The 23,876-nt window shown below is 65.9% G+C and carries 13 protein-coding genes, 1 tRNA gene and 1 pseudogene; 9 read left to right on the top strand and 6 right to left on the bottom strand.

Translation table 11 applies throughout. From position 1 onward, the window contains the following. Positions 1 to 93 precede the first annotated feature (93 nt). From AC3ANX_RS03990 to AC3ANX_RS03980, 3 genes and pseudogenes are all read left to right on the top strand, one after another. Positions 94 to 1,464, top strand: a complete 1,371-nt coding sequence (locus AC3ANX_RS03990; RefSeq protein WP_488336876.1) for a class II 3-deoxy-7-phosphoheptulonate synthase — start codon at positions 94 to 96, stop codon at positions 1,462 to 1,464. 51 nt (positions 1,465 to 1,515) lie between these two features. Further along, positions 1,516 to 1,590: transfer RNA gene (locus AC3ANX_RS03985), tRNA-Glu, on the top strand. A gap of 194 nt (positions 1,591 to 1,784) precedes the next feature. After that, a pseudogene (locus AC3ANX_RS03980) lies at positions 1,785 to 2,083 on the top strand (transposase family protein); the annotation flags it as partial. Here the strand turns inward: AC3ANX_RS03980 and AC3ANX_RS03975 are convergent. The 6 genes from AC3ANX_RS03975 to AC3ANX_RS03950 all read right to left on the bottom strand — a co-directional run bounded on the left by AC3ANX_RS03975 (position 2,070) and on the right by AC3ANX_RS03950 (position 13,177). Continuing rightward, positions 2,070 to 4,124: an MGH1-like glycoside hydrolase domain-containing protein gene (locus AC3ANX_RS03975; protein ID WP_488335739.1), complete on the bottom strand. Its 2,055-nt coding sequence runs from the start codon at positions 4,122 to 4,124 to the stop codon at positions 2,070 to 2,072. The pseudogene AC3ANX_RS03980 and the gene AC3ANX_RS03975 sit on opposite strands and share 14 nt — an antisense overlap. A gap of 41 nt (positions 4,125 to 4,165) precedes the next feature. Continuing rightward, positions 4,166 to 7,063, bottom strand: coding sequence for a TonB-dependent receptor (locus tag AC3ANX_RS03970; RefSeq protein WP_488335738.1), 2,898 nt, complete (start codon positions 7,061 to 7,063; stop codon positions 4,166 to 4,168). A 463-nt stretch (positions 7,064 to 7,526) separates the two neighbouring features. Further along, positions 7,527 to 8,660: a pectinesterase family protein gene (locus AC3ANX_RS03965; protein WP_488335737.1), complete on the bottom strand. Its 1,134-nt coding sequence runs from the start codon at positions 8,658 to 8,660 to the stop codon at positions 7,527 to 7,529. Further along, a complete protein-coding gene (locus AC3ANX_RS03960; RefSeq protein WP_488335736.1) occupies positions 8,638 to 11,667 on the bottom strand; it encodes a TonB-dependent receptor in 3,030 nt (1,009 codons plus the stop codon). The genes AC3ANX_RS03965 and AC3ANX_RS03960 overlap by 23 nt, the downstream gene beginning before the upstream one ends. 83 nt (positions 11,668 to 11,750) lie before the next feature. Continuing rightward, positions 11,751 to 12,743 (bottom strand): FecR family protein, encoded by a 993-nt coding sequence (locus AC3ANX_RS03955; RefSeq protein ID WP_488335735.1) that lies wholly within the window; start codon positions 12,741 to 12,743, stop codon positions 11,751 to 11,753. Continuing rightward, entirely contained in the window at positions 12,740 to 13,177 is a 438-nt protein-coding gene (locus tag AC3ANX_RS03950; protein ID WP_488335734.1) for an RNA polymerase sigma factor, read from the bottom strand. The genes AC3ANX_RS03955 and AC3ANX_RS03950 overlap by 4 nt, the downstream gene beginning before the upstream one ends. A gap of 676 nt (positions 13,178 to 13,853) precedes the next feature. Between AC3ANX_RS03950 and AC3ANX_RS03945 the strand changes: the two genes are divergently transcribed. The 6 genes from AC3ANX_RS03945 to AC3ANX_RS03920 all read left to right on the top strand — a co-directional run bounded on the left by AC3ANX_RS03945 (position 13,854) and on the right by AC3ANX_RS03920 (position 23,872). Then, entirely contained in the window at positions 13,854 to 14,525 is a 672-nt protein-coding gene (locus tag AC3ANX_RS03945) for a response regulator transcription factor (protein ID WP_488335733.1), read from the top strand. Then, on the top strand, positions 14,515 to 15,882 hold the full coding sequence (locus AC3ANX_RS03940) for a sensor histidine kinase (protein WP_488335732.1): 1,368 nt from the start codon (positions 14,515 to 14,517) through the stop codon (positions 15,880 to 15,882). The genes AC3ANX_RS03945 and AC3ANX_RS03940 overlap by 11 nt, the downstream gene beginning before the upstream one ends. Before the next feature lie 84 nt (positions 15,883 to 15,966). Next, a complete protein-coding gene (locus tag AC3ANX_RS03935) occupies positions 15,967 to 19,185 on the top strand; it encodes an efflux RND transporter permease subunit (protein ID WP_488335731.1) in 3,219 nt (1,072 codons plus the stop codon). Further along, positions 19,175 to 20,338: an efflux RND transporter periplasmic adaptor subunit gene (locus AC3ANX_RS03930; RefSeq protein ID WP_488335730.1), complete on the top strand. Its 1,164-nt coding sequence runs from the start codon at positions 19,175 to 19,177 to the stop codon at positions 20,336 to 20,338. The genes AC3ANX_RS03935 and AC3ANX_RS03930 overlap by 11 nt, the downstream gene beginning before the upstream one ends. Then, entirely contained in the window at positions 20,331 to 21,755 is a 1,425-nt protein-coding gene (locus AC3ANX_RS03925; protein WP_488335729.1) for an efflux transporter outer membrane subunit, read from the top strand. The genes AC3ANX_RS03930 and AC3ANX_RS03925 overlap by 8 nt, the downstream gene beginning before the upstream one ends. A gap of 92 nt (positions 21,756 to 21,847) precedes the next feature. Next, positions 21,848 to 23,872 (top strand): M13 family metallopeptidase, encoded by a 2,025-nt coding sequence (locus AC3ANX_RS03920; protein ID WP_488335728.1) that lies wholly within the window; start codon positions 21,848 to 21,850, stop codon positions 23,870 to 23,872. The last annotated feature ends 4 nt before the right edge of the window (positions 23,873 to 23,876 follow it).

Below are 23,876 nucleotides of genomic sequence, written 5' to 3'. Positions count from 1 at the left end.
AAACGCGCCGGCAGTCAGGTCGTCAACCAGATCGCTGCCAATGGCATCGCCACCCACGCCGACTGGTACATTCAAATTCGAACGGAGAACGACATGAGCACCTGGGCGCCCGATAGCTGGACGAAGGCCGAAGCGCGCCAGATGCCGACCTATCCCGATGCCGCCGCACTCGACGCGGCGACCGACCAGCTCGCCAGCTTCCCGCCGCTGGTGTTCGCGGGCGAGGCGCGCAATCTCACCGCCGATCTCGCCAAGGTCGCGGAAGGCAAGGCGTTCCTGCTGCAAGGGGGCGACTGCGCCGAATCGTTCGCCGAGCACAGCGCCAACAACATCCGCGACACCTTCCGCGTCATCCTCCAGATGGCGGTGGTGCTCACCTATGCGTCGAAGCTGCCGGTGGTGAAGGTCGGCCGCATGGCGGGCCAGTTCGCCAAGCCGCGCTCCGCCGATACCGAGACGATCAACGGCGTCGAGCTGCCCAGCTACCGCGGCGACAACGTCAACGACATCGCCTTCACGCCGGAAAGCCGCATCCCCGATCCGCAGCGCATGGTGCGCGCCTACAGCCAGTCGGCGGCGACGCTCAACCTGCTGCGCGCCTTTGCGGGCGGCGGTTACGCCAATCTCCATCAGGTGCACCGCTGGACGCACGACTTCATGGGCCGCAGCCCTTGGTCGCAGAAATACGCCGACGTCGCCGACCGGATCGGCGAGGCGCTCGACTTCATGGAGGCGTGCGGCATCAACCCCGAAACGGTGCCGCAACTGGCGGAAACGCGCTTCTACACCAGCCACGAGGCGCTGCTGCTGCGCTACGAACAGGCGCTGACCCGGCAGGATTCGCTCACCGGCGACTGGTACGACACCTCCGCGCACATGCTGTGGATCGGCGACCGTACCCGTTTCGAGGGCAGCGCTCATGTCGAGTATTTGCGCGGCATCGGCAACCCGATCGGCATGAAGTGCGGCCCCTCGCTCGAGCCGGATGCGCTGCTGCGCCTGCTCGACACGCTCAATCCGGCACGCGTGCCCGGCCGGATGACGCTCATCACCCGCTACGGCCACGACACGATCGAGGCCGGCCTGCCCAAGCTGGTGCGTGCGGTGATGCGCGAGGGCCATCCGGTGGTTTGGAGCTGCGACCCGATGCACGGCAACGTCGTCAAGGCCGCCAATGGCTACAAGACGCGGCCCTTCGAGCGTATCCTCGCCGAAGTGCGCGGCTTCTTCGCGGTCCACCGCGCCGAGGGCTCGATTGCGGGTGGCATCCACGCCGAGATGACCGGCCAGAACGTCACCGAATGCACCGGCGGCGCGGTCGACGTGACCGAGCAGTCGCTCGCCGACCGGTACCACACCCACTGCGACCCGCGCCTCAACGCCGGCCAGAGCCTGGAACTCGCCTTCCTGCTCGCGGAAATGCTCAACGACGAGATGTCGGAGCGCCGGCGCGCGGCCGCATAATCCACCTTGACGCGGCGAGGCGCGCGCCCTAAAGCGCCGCCTCCCGCATACGGCCCCTTCGTCTAGCGGTTAGGACGTCGCCCTCTCACGGCGAAAACACGAGTTCGATTCTCGTAGGGGTCACCAGCGTCAAGCCAGAACTATCAGTGTTGTGCGCTTTTTGACGGGGGCGACTGGAACGACGCCCACATTGGCCCCATACAATTCGTAAGCGTTGAAGCGCCGTGAGAACCTTACGGGCAGCGCGCAATCAACGACTACAGCGATGGTTTGAGATGTTGCGGCCGCTGCCCGGCAGCTTTGCGGCTGATTGAGCCGAAGCGGGCCAAGTGAGCGACTATCACGGCGCGGCAGCGCTGCCCGACGATATGCCAAAGGCGCAATGGCTGCTCGGCGACTGCGACGACGACGGATTCAGGCACGCCTTGCAGGCCAAAGGCACTCAGCCCTGTAATCTGGGGCGACGATCCCGCAACGAGCCGGTCGGACACGACACGCGCCGCTATCGGCGACGTAGCCGCATCAAGATCATGTTCGCCGCATCAAGTATGGCGCCGCGTCGCGACCCGCTACGGATCGCTGCCCGACCGCATTCTTCTCCGCCGTCAGAACAGCTTGATCTCGACGAGGCGCACCTGCTTGCCCTCAGCCTTGCGGATGACGAGGCGGATCGCGTCGGTGCGGACGCGCGCGAAGCTGCGCACGTCGGTCGCGTTGGCGCGCGGTGCTGCGCCTTGCGTGTCGAGCGGACGCCACGCGCCGCCGATGCGCGCCTCGAGCCGGTAGCTTTCGGGGAGCGCGAGTGTACCGCCCGCGAAGAACGACAGTTCGGCGCGGTTCAGCGTGACCGGCTTGCCGAACGCGACCGTAAACCATTCGTCGCGACCGGCGCCGGTCGAGTCCCAGCCGTTCACCGCCTCGGGGAAATACCACACGCGTCCGTCGATCGCCTGATGCATGCGCTCGGCGTCGGTGCCGCTCGATGCGCTCGGGCGCGGATAGTCGCTGCGCAAAAGGCTGATCGACTGCGCGAGCGGCCGTGCGATCGCAGGGTTGGCCGCAGGCGTGACCGGCACCACCATCCTGCCGAGCGCCGGCCGCGACGCCGCCAGCGCGCCATCGAGATAGACGCGCAGCCCCGCACGCGCATGATAATGCCGCCCGTCCTCGTCATACACCACCGACAGCAGCCGGCCGTGATAGGGCACGTCCTGCACCGCGAACCAGCGCAGCCGGTCGCGCGCGCCGCCCCGCGTCGGCAGCAGCGGATCGACCACCACGCTGTCGTCCGCCTGCGGGGTGATGCCGGCGAGGCCGGAGATCACCAGATCGTCGAATCCACTATGGAAATAATGATGGCTGCGGGCGAGGCCGACGATCGGCGCGCCGGTGGCGGGATCGTAATCCTCCTCCAGATCGAGCCGGCCATGCTGATAATGCAGCCGCGCATATTGGCGCAGCAGCCGCAGGTAGTCGCCGCGCCCGATCGCGCCGTCCGGACCGGCGTGGAGGCGGTTGGCGAGCCCTTCCAGCACCTGCGTCGTCTGGAACGGCCATACAGGCCCGTTCCACTGGCATTCGCGCAGACCCGTCGGCGTGTCGTAGCGGTACTGCCGCATGTAATATTGGTAACTCGGCTCTACGGTGCGCAGCCCGGCCGGACCGGCGAGCTCATCGCGCGCGAGGATGTGCTTCCATGCACCGTCGTAGCTCGCGTCAGCGCCGACGAGGCCGAACGTCCAGGGCAAGTATCCCACTAGCTCGCGGCCGCGAATCCGATCCCAGTATTTCACATCCGCGTTGTCGACCTTGTAGCGGTCGACGAAATGGCCGAACTCGGCGCTCCACAGCGCGTCCAGGACGCGCTCGCGCAGCATGGTCGCACGCGCAGCATAATCAGACGCCGCCGCGGAGTCACCGGCGAGCGCGGAGAGGCGACTGATCGCCATCGCATTGGCATATTGGAAGCTGTTGATCGACGGCCGGAACGCGTCGCCGCCGCGAAAGCCATCCTTGCCGCCGGACGCGTCGATCGAGGAGATGGTATATTCGGTCGCATCGAGCAGCGGCTCGATCCAGTAGAGCCCCTTGGCGACATCGAGATGGTCGTCCCACAGGCCATAAACGTGGCGCATCGCCGGCAGCAGCGCGAGCGCGGCGTCGCGGTCGTGATCGACCAGGTAGCGGCCCCACACCGCGTCGGCGATGGCCTCGCTGAAATGCCGGTCGTTGCCGCCGTCGAGATAGAGGAAGCGGAGGTAATCGTCGGCGAAGCGCCGGTCGCGCAGCCAGCGGCCTTCGCCGATGTGGAAGGCGGTGGCGTCGTTGAGGCTGGCGTAGGGCTCGCGCTGCCAGCCGACGTCATTGAGGAACTCGGTGGAGATGAAGCCCCGCTGCCCAAGATCGCGCTGATGCGCGCGGAACACCTGCCAGCGGTAGTAATAGACGGCGTTCAGCGTCGCGTCCGAACTGTCGAACAATGGGATGCGGTCACGATACCAATCCGCGTCGTTGCCGTACTGCCGCGCGAGGATCGCGTCGCGGTCGAGCACCGGCATCGGCGCCACCGTCGGCGGGGGCGCAGCCGCCGCCAGCAAAAAAGGCGCCGTGCACAGCATCGCCGTGCGCAGCGCCCGCAGGCGCGATCCGGCCCGGCGCATCGCTCTTCCCCGCGAACGCGCGCCACCGGTTCGCGGAAACGTCACCGGAAGCCGTACCGCACGCCGAGCGCGAAGGTGCGCGCCAGCAACGTCGTCCCAAGATTGTCGGTGGTCGGGCCGCCGGCATTGCCGAACTGGTAGTAGGTCTGCTGGGTCGAGTTGGTCAGGTTGACCGCGTCGAAGGTGATGCCCAGCCGCTTGGTGAGATTGTAGGTGAGCTGCACGTCGAGGCTCTCCTCCGGCGTGTGCCACACGCCGATCGGGTTGGCGAACAGCCGCGCCTCGTTGTTGGCGAGGAACGCCTTGCGCCACACGTACGACACGCGCGCGCCTACCGGTCCGCGATCATAGGCGAGGGTGGCGTTGTACGACAGTTTCGACACGCCGAAGAAGGCCGAACGATCCTGCCCGATCAGCTTGCCGGCATTGTCGTATTGCGGGATGTTCTGGCTCGAATCGAGCACGGTCAGGCTGCCGACGAAGCCGAGGCCGTTGAGCAGGTCGGGCAGATAATGCGGGAAGTAGGTGAGCCCGACCTCGATACCCTTGAGTACGCCGTCCGATGCGTTGAGCGGCCGGGTGATCGCGAAGGTGTTGGTCGCGCCTGCCACGATGCCATTGTTGGGGATCGTCTCGATCTGCGTGACCGGCACGACCAGCCCGTCGATCTCGCGGCGGAAGCCGGTGACGGTGATCGCGCTGTCACGGGCGAAATACCATTCGAGCGCGACGTCGTAGTTCTTCGACTCGGTCGGGCGCAGATTGGCGGTGCCGGCCGTTCCGGAGCCGTAGCCGACGTTGGTGAGATCGCCGGTCAGCGTGTAGTTCGGGTTGAGATCGGTATAGTTCGGCCGGCGCAGCGTCTGGCCATAGTTGAGGCGCAGGTGCAGGCGCGGCGTGATCTCGTAGCGCAGCGTCGCGCTCGGCAGGAACTTGCTCGTCGTCACCGACGCGTCGGTCTCGGCATAGCCGGCCAGCCGGTTGAAGAACTGCGAGTTGGTGTCGACCGTCACGTAGCGCACGCCACCCTCGATCTGGAGCGGGCGGCCGAAGATCGACAGTTCCCCGTCGGCCATCGCATAGGCCGACATCGTCACCTCGTCGGTCTGGAAGACCTTGCCGAGCGTCAGCGACGAAGAGGTCGGCAGGCCGTACAGCGCGCGCACCTGATCGGCATGGTCATACACCCAGTAACCGTTGGCGAGCACCCAACTGCTCGGCACGTCGGCGCGGCCATCGAAGAAGCCCGAATTGGTGAAGGTCGCATCCGCGCCGAGCGACGACAGCGGTCGCCCCAGCGACGCGGCGTCCTGCGTGCGGGTCGCCACGTCGGCCTTGCGGTCGTCGATGCGCCAGCCCCCCTTCACGCGGCGTAGGAAGCCCTCGTCCCACTTGTATTCGCCGTCGAGCGTTGCGGTGATCGCGCTGCCGTGATCGCGCTCGGCATTGTCGTAGAGCTGCGCGACGTTCCAGATCGCCGGATTGGTGAGCAGCGAATCGTCGCTGAAATGGTAGGACGGGATGCCGCCGCCGGCGTTGAAGTCGACGCTGATTTGATCGGCGGTGCGATCGGTGCGCATCGCGATGAAAGACGTGTTGTAGGTGCTGGTCTGATAGGCGACGTCGGCGACGACCTTGCCGTGCCCGTCGGCGACGTTCCACGCGCCGTTCAGCGCATAGACGAAGCTGTCGGTCTTGTTGCTGGTATAATCGCCGCTGTTGAAGCCGTACACCTGATTGGCGACGCGCGACTTCACGATGTTGGTGCCCTGATACAGTGTCGGCGCCTGCGGGTTCGCCCAGTAATCGACGAAGCTGAATTGCAGACTGTTGAAGGTGTTGCCGCGGAAGCCCGAATAGAACGCCTCGGCGGTGTAAACCGAATCGGGATTGGGCGACCACTGAATCGCGATGTTGCCCGACGGGCGCTGGCGCTCGCCGTAAAGATCGGAACTGAACACCGCGTCGCGGGACAGCACATAGGGCGTGGCGACGCCGTTGACCGGAATGGTCGAACCCGGCGCGGTCGACAGGCCCGCATTGGTGCCGACCTGCCACGCGCCGAGCCCCGGCGCGGGGATGAACGCGCCCGTCACGGGATCGGTGCCCGCGGGGAAGATGCGCTGGAACGGCGTCAGCCCCGAGCCGGCCGGCGGCGTCAGCGTTGCGAACGGGACGAGCGCGCCCGCCGTCGTCGTCATGTCGCGGTAGTTGGTCTTGCTGTAGCTGCCGTTGACGAGGATGCCGATGTCGCCGATGCCGGTCTGCCAGCGATCGCTGACCAGCAGCGCGACGTTCGGATTGTAGCTGTTCGCCTGCTCGTTGTAGATGCCGCGCGCGAGGCCGGAGATCGCGAACCCATCGAAATCAAACGGACGGCGCGTCTTCACGTCGACCTGGCCTGCGAGGCCGGTCTCGATCTGGTCGGCCGCGCGCGTCTTGTACACGTCAACAGAGCGGATCAGGTTGGCCGAGATATCCTGGAGCGAAAAGGATTGGCCGGCGGCGGTGAAGATGTTGCGGCCGTTGAGCGTGGTCAGCGCATCCGGGAGGCCACGGATCTGGATGCCCGATGCTTCGCCGCCGCTGCGGTTGGTGACCTGCACGCCGGTGACGCGCTGGAGCGCCTCGATCACGTTGTTGTCGGGCAGCTTGCCGACGTCCTCGGCGACGATCGAGTCGACGATCTGGGTCGAGTTCTTGCGGGTGTTGAGCGCGCCGACGATCGACGCGCGCACGCCCTTGACGACGATGTCGTCGGTGGCGGGATCGCTCGACGGAATCGCCGGATCGGCCGGGGCGGCGGTGGCGTCGCCCGATGCGGCGGTGGTGCCCCCGTCGCTCGGCGGCGTGGACCCCGTGATCTGCGCGAAGGCGGGCGTGCCGCCCAGCAGCGCGAGAACCGAAGCCGAGCACAGGACTACGCGATTGACTGCCATGTCACATCCCCTCTCAACGGCCATTCTATGCGGCCTTTAGTCCAACAATTAAGATGGAGCTTTTACACCGCGCATGATGACCGTCAAGCAGGAGCAATCGCTTCTGGAGCGATGTGGCGCGAAAGCCACCATGAAGATGAGATCAATCCGCGTCAGCGCGTATGGCTGAGCGACTATTAAGTCGGAGTAACGGATCAGCCGCGCCGGTCGACGGGCCGCGCCGCGCACACCGCCGTGCGGGCGGCGCGCCCATAGATCGCATACCGCCGCCGCGCCGTCGGGGCCGATTCACATCTGCAAAGGTCTGGAGTGGAGGAGCCGGGGTTCTGTCCTCCGGCTCACTCCCCGGGCACTGCGCGCGCGGAGTGTTTTACGTGTCAGGCGCGCAAATCGGCACGGAATTTGGGTCAGACCCGCGTTCCGGCGCCGATCCACATACGTATGCGGCAGACACTACACGACTTCAGGGCCGCCATCCGTTGAAAATGCGGGCCGATGTAAAGGTGGCAGCCTGTCGTGCGCCCAAGATACGGCGTCTCGCCGAGGCCTGGCCCGCACCCGGGCCGGTACTGCCGAACTCAAAAAAGCGCGCGGCTTCGGGCTCGATAAAAGCCATGCCCCCACCCTTCACGTAATAGTGCATACGATACCAGCCTTCCGGAACGATATGATCGTCCATCCAGCAGCGGATATACACTGCCTGGCCGATTGCATCCGGATCGGCGTACTCACCATCGGGAAATTTGCGCTGGCGCTTCCACGCTCGGCCCAAGGCAACGGTATGCGGCGCCACGCCGGCTTCCTTCTCAAGCCGGCAACCAACGAAAACGAGACCGAAAGGCTGGTGGATATCCGTGTCCGGCGCGGCGATGAAGCCGTTGAAATCCTTGCCCGGTCGCAACCGCGACACGATGGTGCAGCGATCGAACAGCGCCACGCCCGCGCCGTAGATGAAATCGACGCAGCCACTGATTCGGCATTGCCGGAACAGTGCGCGACCGACCTCCGCCCACAAGGTGTCCTGATATCCGGTGATGTCGACGCGATCGAAGACCGCTCGATCCGATCCGACATCGAGCATGATCGCCTGCGCCTGCGCGCCGCTTGCACCGGTCCGGTCGAACGTCACCTCGGCGGGCATGTTGGCGACATAATCGAAGTCGTTGGCGATCGTCATCGTTTCCGCCCGGAAGCCCGGGGCGCGGACCAGAACGGTGGCGGTCGCAGGCTCGCTTGGCCGGCGATCCTTGCGCGAGGCGTTGGACACCAGCCGGCTTGCGCCACGCCCGGCGCCGATCAGATGGATGTTGGGCCTCGTCACGACGATCCGCTCTCGCCACTCGCCGGGCGGGACAAGGATGCGGTAGGGCCGGCTGCCGCTCGCGGGTGCAGCGTCGATCGCTTCACCAAGCGTGCGAAAACCAGGCGCGCCATCGCGGGGCATCCCGTCCGGTGTCAAAACGGCGTCGAACAGCGCCGGCGCCGCGATCGCGGGCATGCCGATCGTCATACCGATCCCGCCAGCGCCGATCAGGACGGCGCGACGATCCATCAATTCCGTCATATCGACATTCTCAGAAGGTGAAGCGAACGCCACCGTGAACCTCCCGTCCGGTATGGGTATAGACGTAAACGCTCTCACGCCTGCTGTCATTGAACTGGTTGTTGAAGGCGTCCGTCAGATTCTGCCCGTCGAGCGTCAGCTTGACATGGCGGTTGAGCGCGTAGGACATCGAAACGTCGAAAGTGGTGATCGGGTTAACGCCATCGACGTCGTTGGTGCTCGTCCCGCTGGGTACTGCGGTCAAGTACCGCCCGCGGTAGGCGACGGAACCACGGATCGAAAGCTTCGCATCCTCGTAATAGAGAGTGCCATTGAAAGCATGTTTTGACAACCCGACGAGATCGTTCGTCGTTACACCCGTCGGCGATAGGGCTGAGAAATAGTTGATGCGGGAATCCACGTATGTGTAGTTCGCCAGAAGTCCGAAATGCTTGAGGAAGCCGGGCAGGAAAGTGAAGGGCTGCTGATAATTGACTTCCACACCTTTCAGCGGACCACCCGGCGTGTTGACCGGCTGCTTGAACGTAAACGGATCGTTTGGCGAAACCGGGAGCCCAGCCAGTAAGGCGACGGGCAGGTTGGATTGATTGAAAGGCATCGTGACCTGATTGGTCTGGATGTAGCTTTCGATGTTCTTGTAGAACACACCAAGCGACAGCAGCCCGTTCTTCTGGAAATACCATTCCGCCGAGAAGTCCACCGTCTCGGCACGGATCGGATCGAGTGTCGGATTGCCGGAGCTGACGCTGAACACGCCGTTGGTGTTGATGCTGCCGCCGGGCGACAGGGTGCCGAGATCGGGACGGGTCATCACGCGTGCCGCACCGACGCGCAGCAGGAATTTCGGCGAAAGTTCGCCAGTCAGGTTCAGCGATGGCAACCAGTCCGAATAGCTGCGTCGGACTGTCACCCATGTCGGCGACACGCCGATGAGCTGGTAACCACCCGAGGACTGTTCCGTGTTCACATACCGGACGCCGACATCACCACGGATCGGAATGCCGATCGCATCGCTTTTCAACAGCAATTGCCAAAACAGATCTTTGTCGGTTTCGGCGATGTCCACGATGCCGCCGCGGGCGTTGGCGTTCTGTGCACCACCCAGCGCAAAGATGCCGGTGTTGCTGTAAATATCGAATAAACTGGCGAACTTCTGGAGGTCCGGCGCGATCCACGAGGTCGGCACGCCTTCGGGCGCGCCGAGATTGCGGCCGAAGCCGGTGACAAGCTTCGTCAGATCCGCCAGCGTCGTACCGGCCGGAAGCTGCGGCACCACCGTCTCATCACGCCGGACGAGTGCGCGCGAGGTATATTCGAAACGCTTCAGGCTGCCGCCGACCACCAGGCTGACGTTGTCGTTCGCGCGCCATGTCCCGCTCAGTTGCGCGTTCTTGAAGACGTTCTTCACGCTGCTCGGGCGGATACGGATCTCGGTACGCGGCCCGCCAAAATTGAAGCTGTTCGGACTGGTGACGTCGAAACCGTAGTCGATCAGCGGAAGGTTCTTGTTGACCGTGTAGTCATACGTAAACCCGTTGGAATTTTCGCGGTTGAGGATGATGTCTGTGTCGATCGGCTGATCGAAGAACGATCGCGAATAGCCGACCAGCGCGTTGACCTTGAACCTGTCGCTGAATGTTTGCTCGCCCGTCAGCGTATATTGCCTGAATGTCGTGGTGGATTGGGCGATACGATCCTCACTCTCGATATCGACACTGTCGAACCGGCCTTTGACGAGATCGCCCTTGTTGTTGATCGTGCCACTTTCGACGATGATGTCAGGCCGTCCGCCCTGGGAAGCGGGGCGGGCGAAGGCGAGCGATTCCAGCCACTCCTCCTCGCGCGTCGACTTGAAGCGCGAATACAGCGTGTCGAAGCTGATCAACGTGCGGTCGGTCGGCCGGAACTGGATCGAGCCGGTCAGTCCAAGCCGATCCTCATCGCGCGTCAATCGGCCGTAGCGCGGAAAGCGTGGGCTGTAGGTGGTCGCCAGATTGGCTTGCGGGAACGGCGATGCCCGACTGAAGCCGCCGACGTTGGTGCCGTCAAGCCAGCCGCCAGAACCGTGTCCATCTTCGAACGTCCGGCGCTGAGACCATGCGCCCGACACGAGCACGCCCAATTTCCCGCCGAAGAACTGATCGGCGACAAGACCGGTCAGGCGTGGCTTCGCCGCTTGGGAGAGGTCGTTGTAGTCGGCCTCCGCAGACCCCGCGATCGTCAGTTTGTGGTAATCGAACGGGTGCGCCGACTGAAGATCGACGGTTGCGCCGAGCGATCCTTCATCGACGTCGGCCGACGCCGTCTTGCGAACCGTGAGCGAGTTGAACAATTCTGCCGCGAAGACATTGAAATCGAAGCCGCGCCCGCGGTTCGTTCCGCCCGAGCTGTCGGTGCCGGTCGAGGTGCTCTGGGCTTCCATGCCGTTGATCCGGACCCGGGTGAACTGCGGCCCGAGGCCACGCACCGTGATCGTACGGCCTTGGCCACCGTCGCGCGCGATCGAAACGCCTGGAACACGCTGGAGCGACTCGGCGAGATTGGTATCCGGGAAGGCCGCGATATCGTCGGCCTTGATGACGTCGATAATTCCACTTGCTTCGCGCTTCGCATTCAGCGCGCTGTCAAGGCTGGCGCGGAATCCGGTTACGACGATGTCGGCAACGGGATCGTCCGCATCGGGCGCGGTAGCGGGAGATTGCTGTGGCGGCTGCGGCATGGCGGCGGCGCCCTGACTCGCCGCCAGGATGACGTACCCCCGGCCGGACGGTTTGAACGTCAAATCGGTTCCGGACAGCAGACGCCGCAGCGCCTCGGCCAGCGAGATCTTGCCATACACGCCGCGGCTCCGCTTCCCTTCGACAAGCGATGGCTGCGAAATGACCTGAGTACCGCTCTGCTTACCGAGCAGTTCGAGTGCGGAAACAAGTTGCTGCGGCGCAATCGCGAATCGTCGCGCTTCCTCTGCGTGCGCGGGTGCCGACATGACGATAGTCGCCGCTGCTCCACATAGCAGACGCGCAAAAACGATCCCCTTCATGGATCCCCTCCTGTTTATTGTTCTGCTTCTTAAGAGCGCCGAACCCGCTGCCCCCTCACCCGGTCTGTAAAAAATTCAAGGTGTCAGTTCTTGGACAGCGTGATCGTGCCGACATCTCTCGCAATAGTCCGGGCGATCCCCAAATCATGGACGGCGGCCGCCAACGTATCGACGTCACCTGCCTTCAGAACGGCGCTCAGCCGTTGCCGACCGATGGCCGGATCACTAAGCAGAATCTTACGCGGCGAATATCGGTTGGTCTCCCGCACCACGTCGGAAAGCAGCGCGTTGCGAAACGTCAGTTCGCCCGTAGTCCATCCGCGCACGGCATCGATATCGACCGCGCCGAGACGCCATATTCCGGAATTTGCGGTAAGGCTGCGGCCGGCGACAAGCGCGACGGCTGCTCCGCCCGCTTTGGTGGTGGGAACGGCGACCACCCTGCCCTCGACCATGCTCACGACGTCGGAGGGTTGGTCCAGATCGACGACGAACTGCGTTCCTGTGGCCGTGACCGATACATGTCGCCCGGTCACCGAAAACGGGCGCTTTTCGTGAGCGACGCGAAAGAAGGCCCGGCCGCGTTGTACGAACACACGCCGCGTCTTGCCGTCGAACACCGTCTTCAATGCGGAACCGGTGTCCAGAATGACCGTCGAACCATCCGCGAGCGCGACCTTCGACACCTGACCCACGTCGGTTTCGAAGCGTGTCACCATCGCCGGGTCTATCGTCGACGGCGCAGGCCGTTTCCAGTGCGCGCCATGAGGCCAAACACATAGCATGCCGGCAGCAGCGATCCCCGCGACGATGCCAAATCCGTAGCGCCAAGTCCGTCGTCGCGAGCCGCGGAAGGTTTCTCTGATACTGAGGATGCGCGGATCGTCGCGGACATCGCCCAAGGCCGACCAAAGCGCGGAACACTGGTCGGCGGCGGCGAGGTTCAACGCGCTTGCGGCCAGCCAGTCGTCATAGGCAATGTGATCCTGCGGCGACATGTCTCCGGATCGCAATCGGGAGAGCCACCAGCATGCCTGTTCGGCGGCACCGGCGTGCATCAGATCCTCCGGGATCATGGTCGCACCTGAACGGCCTGCGACAGCGCACGCAGAGCGTTCATGATGTGCTTCTCCACGGCGCTTGTCGATATGCCGAACTGACGTGCGATCGCGGCGTAGGTCATATCCTCGAAACGATGCGCGACAAAGATGTCGCGCGTACGGGGCGGAAGATCCTGAATCGCAAGCACAATGCGATCGACTTCGCGCCGGCCCAGCACGATCCGCTCGGGTGTGAGCATGTCGACACCTTCAGCGAGGTCCGATCCATATTCGCCGACCGCCAGATGTCGCCGGCGTGCGATCAACACATGCGCCGCAACGGTAAAAATATAACCCCCGACATTCTCGATTTGGCTGTCTGCGCGGCGACTGTGCATCCGCAACATCACCTCTTGAACCAGATCATCGACATCGGCGGGGTTGCAGCGCTTGCGGAAATAGGCGCGCAAGGCCGAGCCGTAACTCTCCGGCTCACGCGACCTGTAATCTTCACTGGGCGTGCGTCGCTCTGCGCTCAAGACGATTCCGATCTAAGGCTGCCAAGAAGCAAGAGTATCCAAATCGTCTTTACCTCAACACATGTGATCGATTTATCGGAATGGCTGGACTGAGAAAGCTAAGGCCAATCACCGCAGAGGTGGATGGTGAGGACGGCGATCTCTACGCGGCCGACGATCGCCACGTCCGCTCCGCTCAGCGCAGCGCCCCGGCGAGACGCAGCAGCATCGCGGCGACCGCCATCGGGTCCATGGGCGCCGACGCATCCTGAAGACGTGCTTTGGCACCCGCGACGATCGTCGAGGCGGCCGCCAGCCGCTCACCCCTTCTGCGTCAGTTCGGTGGTCTGGACCCGGCGATGCCCGGGATGCGGCGTCCGCGCGAAGAGGCCCGCACGATCCAACCCGACGAGGATCGCCTGCATCGTCTGCGGTGTCACGAATGCCCGGCGCGCCAGTGCGGCGTTCGATACGCGGCCGCCACTTCGCCTTCCGCGACCGGTTCGGCTACACGATCACCGCCCATGATGTAGCGGCGTCCTGGACAGGGTGACCAGTCGCCATGGCGGAAAAACCTCGGTATCCGGCGCAGGTTGATCCGGCTTGTGCAGAAACGAGGGACGTCTCCATGGCGCGCATTCTTGTCATCGAGGACGATCCCGATGCGGCGGGCCAGATCCTCGATGTTCTCGGCCGCGGCGGTCACGACACCGTGCACATGCGGGACGGCGCCGAGGCGCTCGCCCGCGCGATGGGCGAACCGTTCGATGCCGCCACGCTCGACCGGATGCTGCCGGGGCTGGACGGGCTGTCGCTGGTCGCCGCGTTGCGTGAGCGGCGGATCATGCTGCCGGTGCTGATGATCAGCGCGCTCAGCGATGTCGACGAGCGGATCGCGGGCTTGCGCGCCGGCGGCGACGATTACCTCGTCAAGCCGTTCGTGCCCGAGGAGGTGGCGATGCGGATCGAGGTGCTGTTGCGCCGGCAGGATCGCGGCGAGACCATCCTCCAGGCGGGCGGCATCGCGCTCGATCTTGTCCGCCGCGAGGTGACGGTGGATGGCGCGGCCGTACGACTGCTCCATATGGAGTTCAAGCTGCTCGAATTCTTTCTGCGCCACGCCGGCGACACGCTCAGCCGACAGATCATCTTCGAGCAGGTGTGGGGCTATTATTTCGATCCCGGCGCCAATCTCATCAACGTCCACATCGCGCGGTTGCGCAAGAAGCTCGACCGGCCGGGCCAGTCCTCCGTCATCGTCACGGTCAAGGGTGAAGGATACCGGTTCGATGCCGGTTGATCGGTTGCATCTGCACGAGATCCGCAAGACCAGCACCTTCCGGCTGACGGTGCTGCTCGGGGTTCTGTTCGCACTCGGCATGGTCGCGCTGCTCGGGCTGATCTACGGGCTGTCCGCGCATGAACTGACCGGGCGGACGGACCGCATCCTGCAACTGGAGGCAGTCCGCTTGCAGGCGGTGTCGCCGGACGCCCTGCCCGATCGCATCGCCGCCGAGATCCGCCACAATGCCAGCGGCCTGACGCTGTTCGGCTTGCAGACGCGCGACGGCGAGCACATCGTCGGCAACCTGCGTGTCTCGACCGACCTCGGTTTCGACCGGCCGACCAACATCACCGCCAAGCCGGGCGCGCACGGGCCGCTGCGCGTGCTGGCGATCCGTGCCGGCACCGGCGAGACGATCCTGATCGGCCGCGACATCACCCCGATAGTCGATCTGCGGCGGCGCATTCTCGACGTGCTGGTCGTCAGCGGTGCGATCATGGTGCCGCTGGTGCTGATCGCGGCGTTCGTGCTGAGCCGCGCACCGCTGCGGCGGGTGCGAGACTTGCAGGCGGCGAGCCGGCGCATCGCGGGCGGACGGCTCGACCAGCGCATGCCGATCAGCCCGCGCGGCGACGAGCTCGACCTGTTCGCCGCGACCGTCAACACGATGGTCGAGGAGGTCGAGCGCGTGGTCGCGCAGGTGAAGGGCGTGACCGACGCCATCGCGCACGATCTGCGCACCCCGCTGACGCATGTGCGCGGGCGGTTGCATGAGGCGATCGCGCTGGCCGGCGCCGATCCGCGCCTCGTCGCGCTTGCCGAAGCGGCGACCGCCGACCTCGATCTGGTGCTGGAGCGGTTCACCGCGCTGCTGCGGATTTCCGCGCTGGAGGCGAGCGGACGCCGCGCCGGGTTCGAAACCGTTGCGCTCGCGCCGCTGCTCGCGGCGGTGCGCGACCTCTACGAACCGCTCGCGGAGGATGCCGGCGTGCGGCTCGGCTTCGACCGCGCTGCGGACGCGACGGTTGCGTGCGACCCCAAGCTGCTGTTCGAAGCGGTCAGCAATCTTGTCGACAATGCCGTCAAGTTCACCGGTGCGGGCGGAACCGTGCGCATCTCGCTCGAACCCGCACCGGGCGCGGCGATCATCGCGGTGCGCGATGACGGCCCCGGCCTCGCTGTCGGCGAGCGCGAAGCGGCGCTGCGGCGCTTCTACCGGGGAACCGACGCCGCAGGGGTGCCCGGCACCGGGCTCGGCCTCAGCGTGGTCGCCGCGATCACTCACCTCCACGGCTTCGACCTCGAGCTGGGGGATGCGGCGCCGGGGCTGGTCGCGCGCATCCGTTGCCCGACGGGGCTGGCCGAAGCCTGATCGGTGAGGTGAAATTCATTTAAGGTGCGTCGCAGCACGACGCGGCTAGATGGAGCGCCTCGTTCCTCCGAGGCGTCCTTAACCGTGCTGCAACTCGTCAAGCTCGCGCTCAGCAAGCCCTATACCTTCGTCGTCCTCGCCATCCTGATTGTGCTTGGCGGCTCGATCGCGTGGGTGCGTACCCCGACCGACATCTTTCCCGACATCAAGATCCCGGTGATCGCGGTGGTGTGGACGTATCGCGGGCTGCCGCCCGAGGACATGGCGGGGCGGGTCGTCTATTATTACGAACGCCAGCTTTCCAGCACGGTCAACGACATCGACCATATCGAGAGCCAGTCCTTGAACGGCGTCGGCATCGTGAAGATCTTCTTCCAGCCCGGCGTCGATATCCGCACCGCCTCCGCGCAGGTGACGGCGGCCTCGCAGACCGTGCTCAAGCAGATGCCGCCCGGCATCACCCCGCCGCAAATCCTCAACTACAACGCCTCGACCGTGCCGATCCTGCAACTCGCGCTGTCGGCGAAGGATCTCTCCGAACAAAAGATCTACGATCTCGGCCAGAACTTCATCCGCCCCGCGCTCGCCTCGGTACAGGGCGCGGCGATCCCCTCCCCGTATGGCGGCAAGGAACGCCAGATCCAGATTGACCTCGATCCCGGCGCGCTCCAGGCGCGGCACCTTTCGGCGAGCGACGTCGGCGCGGCGCTGGCGGCGCAGAACCAGATCGTGCCGGCCGGCACCACCAAGATCGGCCAGTACGAATACAACGTCCGGCTCAACAATTCGCCCGAGGTGATCGACCAGCTCAACGATCTGCCGATCAAGACCGTCGATGGCGCGACGGTGACGATGCGCGACGTGGCGCACGTCCGCGACGGGTCGCCCCCGCAGCGCAACGTGGTGCGCGTCGACGGCGGCCGCGCGGTATTGATGACCGTGCTGAAATCGGGCGCGGCCTCGACCATCGCCATCGTCGATCAGGCCAAGGCGCTGCTGCCCAAGATCCGCGAGACCTTGCCGCCGTCGCTCAAGGTGCAGCCGCTGTCGGATCAGTCGCTGTTCGTGAAGGCGGCGGTGTCGGGCGTGGTCAAGGAAGGCGTGATCGCCGCCGCGCTCACCTCATTGATGATCCTGCTGTTCCTAGGCTCGTGGCGGTCCACCGTCATCATCGCCGCGTCGATCCCGCTCGCCATCCTCGCCGCCGTCGCGGCGCTGGCGGCCGCTGGGCAGACGCTCAACATCATGACTTTGGGTGGCCTCGCGCTCGCGGTCGGCATCCTCGTCGACGATGCCACCGTCACGATCGAGAACATCAACTGGCATCTCGAACAGGGCAAGACGGTGCGTGACGCCATCCTTGACGGCGCGCAGCAGATCGTCGGGCCGGCGTTCGTGTCGCTGCTGTGCATCTGCATCGCCTTCCTGCCGATGTTCTTCCTGCCCGGCGTCGCCGGTTTCCTGTTCGCGCCGATGGCGATGGCGGTGGTGTTCGCGATGATCGCGTCGTTCATCCTGTCGCGCACATTGGTGCCGACGATGGGCAATTACCTGCTGCGGCAGCACGCCAGCGAGCACACCGCCGAGGTGATGGTCAGCCACGATGCGATGACCGGCCGCCCGAAGAGCCACAACGTGTTCCGCCGTTTCCAGAGCGGGTTCGAACGTCGCTTCGAGGCGGTGCGCGGCTATTACGTCGCTTTGCTCGACTTCGCGCTCGCGCGGCGGCGCGTGTTCGTGCCGGCGTTCATGGCGGTGGTGCTGGTGTCGTTCGCGCTGGTGCCGATGCTCGGGCGCAACTTCTTCCCGACGATCGATGCGGGCCAGATCAACCTCCACGTCCGCGCGCCGATCGGCACCCGCATCGAGGAGACGGCGGCGATGTTCGATCACGTCGAGGACAGGATCCGCAGCGTGATCCCGGCGGGCGAACTGGTGTCGATCGTGGACAATATCGGCATGCCGGTGTCGGGCATCAACCGCGCCTATTCGAACACCGGCGGGGTCGGCCCGCAGGACGGCGACATCCTCATCACGCTATCCGAGGATCACAAGCCCACCGCCGAGTACGTCCGGCGCTTGCGCAAGGCGCTGCCCGATGCGTTCCCCGGCTCGGTCTTCTCGTTCCTGCCGGCCGACATCATCAGCCAGATCCTCAATTTCGGCGCACCCGCCCCGATCGACGTGATGGTGACCGGCAGCGACATCAAGGGCGGCAAGGCCTATGCGCAGATGCTTGCCGAGAAGATGCAGCACATCGCCGGCATCGCCGACGTGCGCGTCCAGCAGACCGAAGCCTATCCCGAACTCGGCTTCGACGTCGATCGCGCGCAGGCCAACCGCGTCGGCATCACCGAGAACGACGTGACGCGCAGCATGGCGGTGAACCTCGCCGGCAGCTTCCAGGTCGCGCCTGCCTTCTGGCTCAACCCGAAGAACGGCGTGTCCTATCCGATCGTGGTGCAAACGCCGCAGTACCGCACCGACTCGCTGTCGGCGCTCCAGAACCTGCCGATCACCGGATCGGGCGGCACCTATCAGTTGCTCGGGGGCCTCGGCACGCTCCACCGCGAGCCGTCGCCGGCAGTGGTGACGCATTATGCGGTGCAGCCCTCCTACGATGTCTATGCGACGACGCAGGGACGTGATCTCGGTGCGGTGGCGGCGGACATCCAGAAGGTGCTCGATCAGGCGAAGGGGACGCTGCCCAAGGGATCGAGCGTGAAGCTGCGCGGTCAGGTCGAGACGATGAACACCGCCTTCTCGGGGCTGATCTTCGGCCTGATCGGAGCGATCGCGCTGATCTACCTGCTGATCGTCGTCAACTTCCAGAGCTGGGTCGATCCGACCGTCATCATCTCCGCGCTGCCCGCCGCGCTCGCCGGAATCGTGTGGATGCTGTTCGCCACGCACACCCCGCTGTCGGTCCCCGCACTCACCGGCGCGATCATGTGCATGGGCGTGGCCACCGCGAACTCGGTGCTGGTGGTCAGCTTCGCGCGCGAACGGCTCGCCGCCACCGGCGATGCCTTGCGCGCCGCCGCCGAAGCGGGCGCAACCCGCTTCCGCCCGGTGCTGATGACCGCGCTCGCCATGATTATCGGCATGGCGCCGATGGCACTGGGTCTCGGCGAAGGCGGCGAGCAGAACGCGCCGCTCGGGCGCGCGGTGATCGGCGGATTGATCTGCGCGACGCTCGCCACGCTCGTCTTCGTCCCCGTCGTCTTCTCGATCGCGCACCGCAAGCAGCGGGGCGCGGCTTCCGACACTCTCGCAACCGGAACCCTCGCTCATGCAGGCTGAAGCTGTTCAGACCCCCGCCCCCGCCCCCCGGGGCCTCAAGACAGCGGGTATCGTCGCATTGGTGGCGGCGGCCGGCGTGGTCGCGGCCGGCGCGCTGGTGCGGCGCGGCGACACGCACGAGGCGCAAAGCTGGTCCGACGCGCGTTCGGTGCCCGCCGTCCACATGATCGCCGCGAAGGGGGCATCGGCGAACGACGCGCTCACCCTGCCCGGCACGATGCAGGCATGGAACGCCGCCAAGCTCTACGCGCGCGTCGGCGGTTATGTCAGCGCGTGGTACAAGGACATCGGCGCGAACGTCGGCGCGGGCACCCCGCTCGGGCGGATCGACACGCCCGAACTCGACCAGCAGATTGTGTCGGCACGCGCGGCGCTGGTCAGCGCGCAGGCCCACGCTTCGTTGGCGCGCAGCACGGCGGCGCGCTGGAACGACCTGCTCACCGATAATTCGGTGTCGAAGCAGGAGGCCGACGAGAAGAACGGCGATCTCGCCGTGCGCAATGCAGCGGTGATGGCGGCGCGTGCCGATCTCGGCCGGCTGCTTGCGCAGAAGGCGTTCTCCACCGTTCGCGCGCCGTTCGCGGGCACGGTCACGTCGCGCAATGCCGATATCGGCGATTTGGTCGGACCGGGCGCATCGGTGCAGCAGCCGATGTTCTCGGTCGCCGATACGCGCAAGATCCGTATCTACGTCAACGTGCCGCAGAACTATTCAGCGGGCATGACGCCGGGCCTCGACGCCACGCTCACCACGCCCGATGATCCGACACGCAGCTTCGATGCGCACGTGATCGGCAATGCCGGCGCGATCAACCAGCAGACCGGCACGTTCCAAGTGCAACTGCTCGCCGACAATCCAAACGGCGCGCTCAAGCCCGGCGGCTATGCGCAGGTCCGCTTCGACGTGCGCGGCCAGAGCGGCACCGTGCAGATCCCGTCGAGCGCGCTGATCTTCCGCGCGCAGGGCACGCAGGTGGCGACCGTGGGTGCCGACGCCCACGTCCACCTGCGCGCCGTCACGATCGGCCGCGATCTCGGCCAGACGGTCGAGGTGACATCGGGACTGACCGCCCAGCAGAAGATCGTCGACAATCCGCCCGATTCGCTCAGCGACGGCGAACTGGTCCGCGTCGAGGACGGCACACATGGCTAAGCGTGGATGGCTGGCGCTGCCGCTGCTCGCCGCGATCGCCGGCTGTTCGTTCGCGCCCGCCTACCGGCCGCCGGCAACCCCGGCCGTCACCGCCTTCAAGGAAGCCGGCCCGTGGCAACCCGCCGCGCCCGCATCCCCCGGCGGCGACTGGTGGGCGGTGTTCGGCGATCCGACGCTCGACCGCCTCGAACGCAGGATCGCCACCGACAACCCGACCTATGCTGGCGCGCTCGCGCGGTACGATGCGGCGCGCGGGTTCCTCGGCCAGAGCCGCGCGGCGCTGCTGCCGCAGCTCGGCGTCGATGCCCAGGCGACGCGCAACCGCCAGTCCGACAACCGTCCGCTGCGCGGCGCGAACCAGCCCGACGTCTATAGCGCCGACACCATAGAGGCGAGCTTCGGCTACGAACTCGATCTTTGGGGTCGCGTGCGCAACAGCGTCGCCGCCGGCAAGGCCGAGGTACAGGCATCGGGCGACGATCTCGCCGCGATCCGGCTGAGCCTGCAAGCCGAACTCGCCACCGATTTCATGGCGCTGCGGGGTTACGATCGCCAGGCCGTGCTGCTGTCGCAGACCGTCGATGCCTTCGCCAAGGCCGATCACCTGATCGCGCGCCGGTTTCAGGCCGGCATCGTCAGCGGCATCGAGACCAGCCGCTCGGGCGCGCAACTCGCCGAGGCGCGCGCGCAGCTTGCCGATGTCGCCGCATCGCGCGCGCTGACCGAACATGCCATCGCAAGCCTCGTCGGCACGCCCGCCTCCGACTTCTCGATTCCGCCGGTGGCGAGCGATTTCGCCGTGCCGGCGGTCCCGCTAGGCCTGCCTTCGACACTGATCGAGCGCCGCCCCGACATTGCCGCCGCCGAACGCCGCGTCGCCGCCGCCAATGCCGGCATCGGCGTCGCCAAGGCCGCGTTCTTCCCGGCGATCCGGCTGGGCGCGAGCGGCGGCTTCCAGAACACCGGCCTGCCGGGACTGTTTTCGGCCCCCAATCAGATCTGGTCAATCGGGCCGAGCGCGGTGCTCGCCCTGTTCGACGGCGGCCGTCGTCGCGCCGAACTCGCGGTCGCGCGGGCGCGCTGGGCGAGCGCCAGCGCCGACTATCGCGGTACGGTGTTGACCGCGTTTCAGCAGGTCGAGGACAATCTCGCGCTGCTCCACCATCTCGGCGACGAAGCCGCCGCGCAGGACGAGGCGGTGCGTCAGGCTGCCACCACCGAGCGGCTCTCGCTCAACCGCTATGCCAAGGGCGCGGTCACCTACCTTGAGGTGTTCACCGCCCAGACGACGGCGCTGCAAGCCCGGCGCACCGCGCTCGATCTCGACACGCGGCGCTTGCAGGCGAGCATCCGCCTGATCCGCGCCCTCGGCGGCGGCTGGACAGCGGGTGACGCGCCGACACGGACGAAACCGTGACGACCTGCTCCGCCAGCGCCGGCGCGGGACGGATGGAAAAACCCCGGGCGTGCGCCTAAGCCGGGTGTTCGCAATACAGCCGGAGTTTCCCGATGCGCCGTTCCGCCCCGTTCGTCCTCGCGCTTGCCACCGTTCCCGCGTTGCTTGCCGCGCAGACGGGCGCGCCCCGCTACCGGCCGTGGGGCCTCGAATTGCAGAACATGGACAGGGGCGTGAAGCCCGGCGACGACTTCTACGCCTATGCGGTGGGCACATGGCTGCGCGATCATCCGATCCCGGCGGACAAGGTCGGCGCTGGCTACAATTACGATCTGCCCGACGAGATCGAGGTTCAGGTCCGCAAGATCGTCGAGACCGCAGCGGCCAGCCCGACCACCCCGGACGCGCGCAAGGTAGGCGATTTCTACGCCGCGTGGATGGACGAGCAGGCGATCGAGCAGCGCGGACTGGCGCCGATCAAGCCATGGCTCGCGCGTATCGACGGGGTGCGGGATCGCGTGCAGCTTGTCGAGCTGATGATGCGGCCGGGCTTCCCCTCCCCGGTCAACATCGGCATCTCGACCGACGCCGACGATCCGACCCACTATATGGCCGATGCCGGTCAGGCGCGGCTCGGCCTGCCGACGCGCGACTATTATCTTCTCCCCGGCGAGAAATACGACGCGATCCGCCGCGCCTACCGCACCTATCTCGTCACGCTGCAACAGTTGGCCGGCATCCCCGATGCAGCGGCCAAGGCGGACCGGATCATCGCGCTGGAAACGCGGCTGAGCCAGGATCAGTGGACGCCCGAGCAGCGCCGCGACCCGGTCAAGACGCACAACCCGATGACGCGCGAGCAACTCACCAAACTCGCGCCCGAAATGGACTGGACGCCGACGCTGGCGAGCATGGGGCTGGGCGCGGCTATGAAGGTCAACGTGTCGGAGCCGAGCGCGGTCGCGGCGGCGGCGAAGCGGCTCGGCGACGTGCCGCTGTCGACCTGGAAGGAATGGATGACCGCCCGGTTCCTGTCCGGTGCCGCGCCGTTCCTGCCCAAGGCGTTCGATCAGGCGAACTTCGACTTCTATTCGAAGACGTTGCGCGGCGTGCCGGAACAGCGCGCGCGATGGAAACGCGGCATGGCGCTGATCGACGATGCACTCGGCGAGGCGGTGGGCGCGATCTACGTCCAGCAATACTGGTCGCCCGCGACGCAGGCCAAGGCCGACGAACTCGTCGCCGACATGCAGGCCGCCTATAAGGACAAGATCGAGGCCGCCAAGTGGATGGACGCGGCGACCCGCACCGCCGCGCTCGCCAAGCTCGCCACCTTCGATCCGCGCGTCGGCCATCCCAAGGCGTGGATCGACTATACGACGCTGAAGGTCAGCCGCACCGACCCGCTCGCGAACAGTATCGCGGTGGCCGATTTCCAGTGGCGGCTGCAATTGCAACGCTTCCCCAAGCCGGTGGATCGCGGCCTGTGGTACATGACTCCGCAGACCGTGAACGCCTATTACGATCCGACGATGAACCAGATCACGCTGCCGGCGGCGATCCTCCAGCCGCCGTTCTTCGATGCCAACGCCGATCCGGCGGTGAATTACGCGGAAACCGGCGCGACCACGATCGGGCACGAGATGGGGCACGGCTTCGACGACGAAGGGCGGCAGTTCGACGAGAAAGGCCGCCTGCGCGACTGGTGGAGCAAGGCCACCGCTGCGCAATATACGGTGCCGGCCGACCGGCTGGCCGCGCAGTTCGACCAGTACGAACCGATCCCGGGCGTGAAGATCAAGGGCCGGCTGACGCTGGGCGAGAACCTCGCCGATCTGGGCGGTCTGGAGACCGCTTATGCCGCGTACCGCCGCTATGTCGCGCGCCACGGCGAACCGCCCGTGCTGAACGGGATGACCGGGGACCAGCGCTTCTTCCTCGCCTATGCGCAGGCATGGCAGGGCAAGCGGCGCGAGGAGGCGGTGCGCCAGCAGTTGCTCAGCGATCCGCACTCACCCGACAAGTACCGGGTCAACGGGATCGTGCGCAACTTCGCGCCATGGTATCAGGCGTTCGGCGTCAAGCCGGGTGACGCGCTGTATCTGCCGCCCGATCAGCGCGTCAGCGTCTGGCGGTAGCGGC

The organism is Sphingomonas sp. BRN-1R, assembly GCF_057748035.1.
Note: the sequence above shows the minus strand (reverse complement) of the source record. Positions and strands in the feature narration are given on the sequence as shown.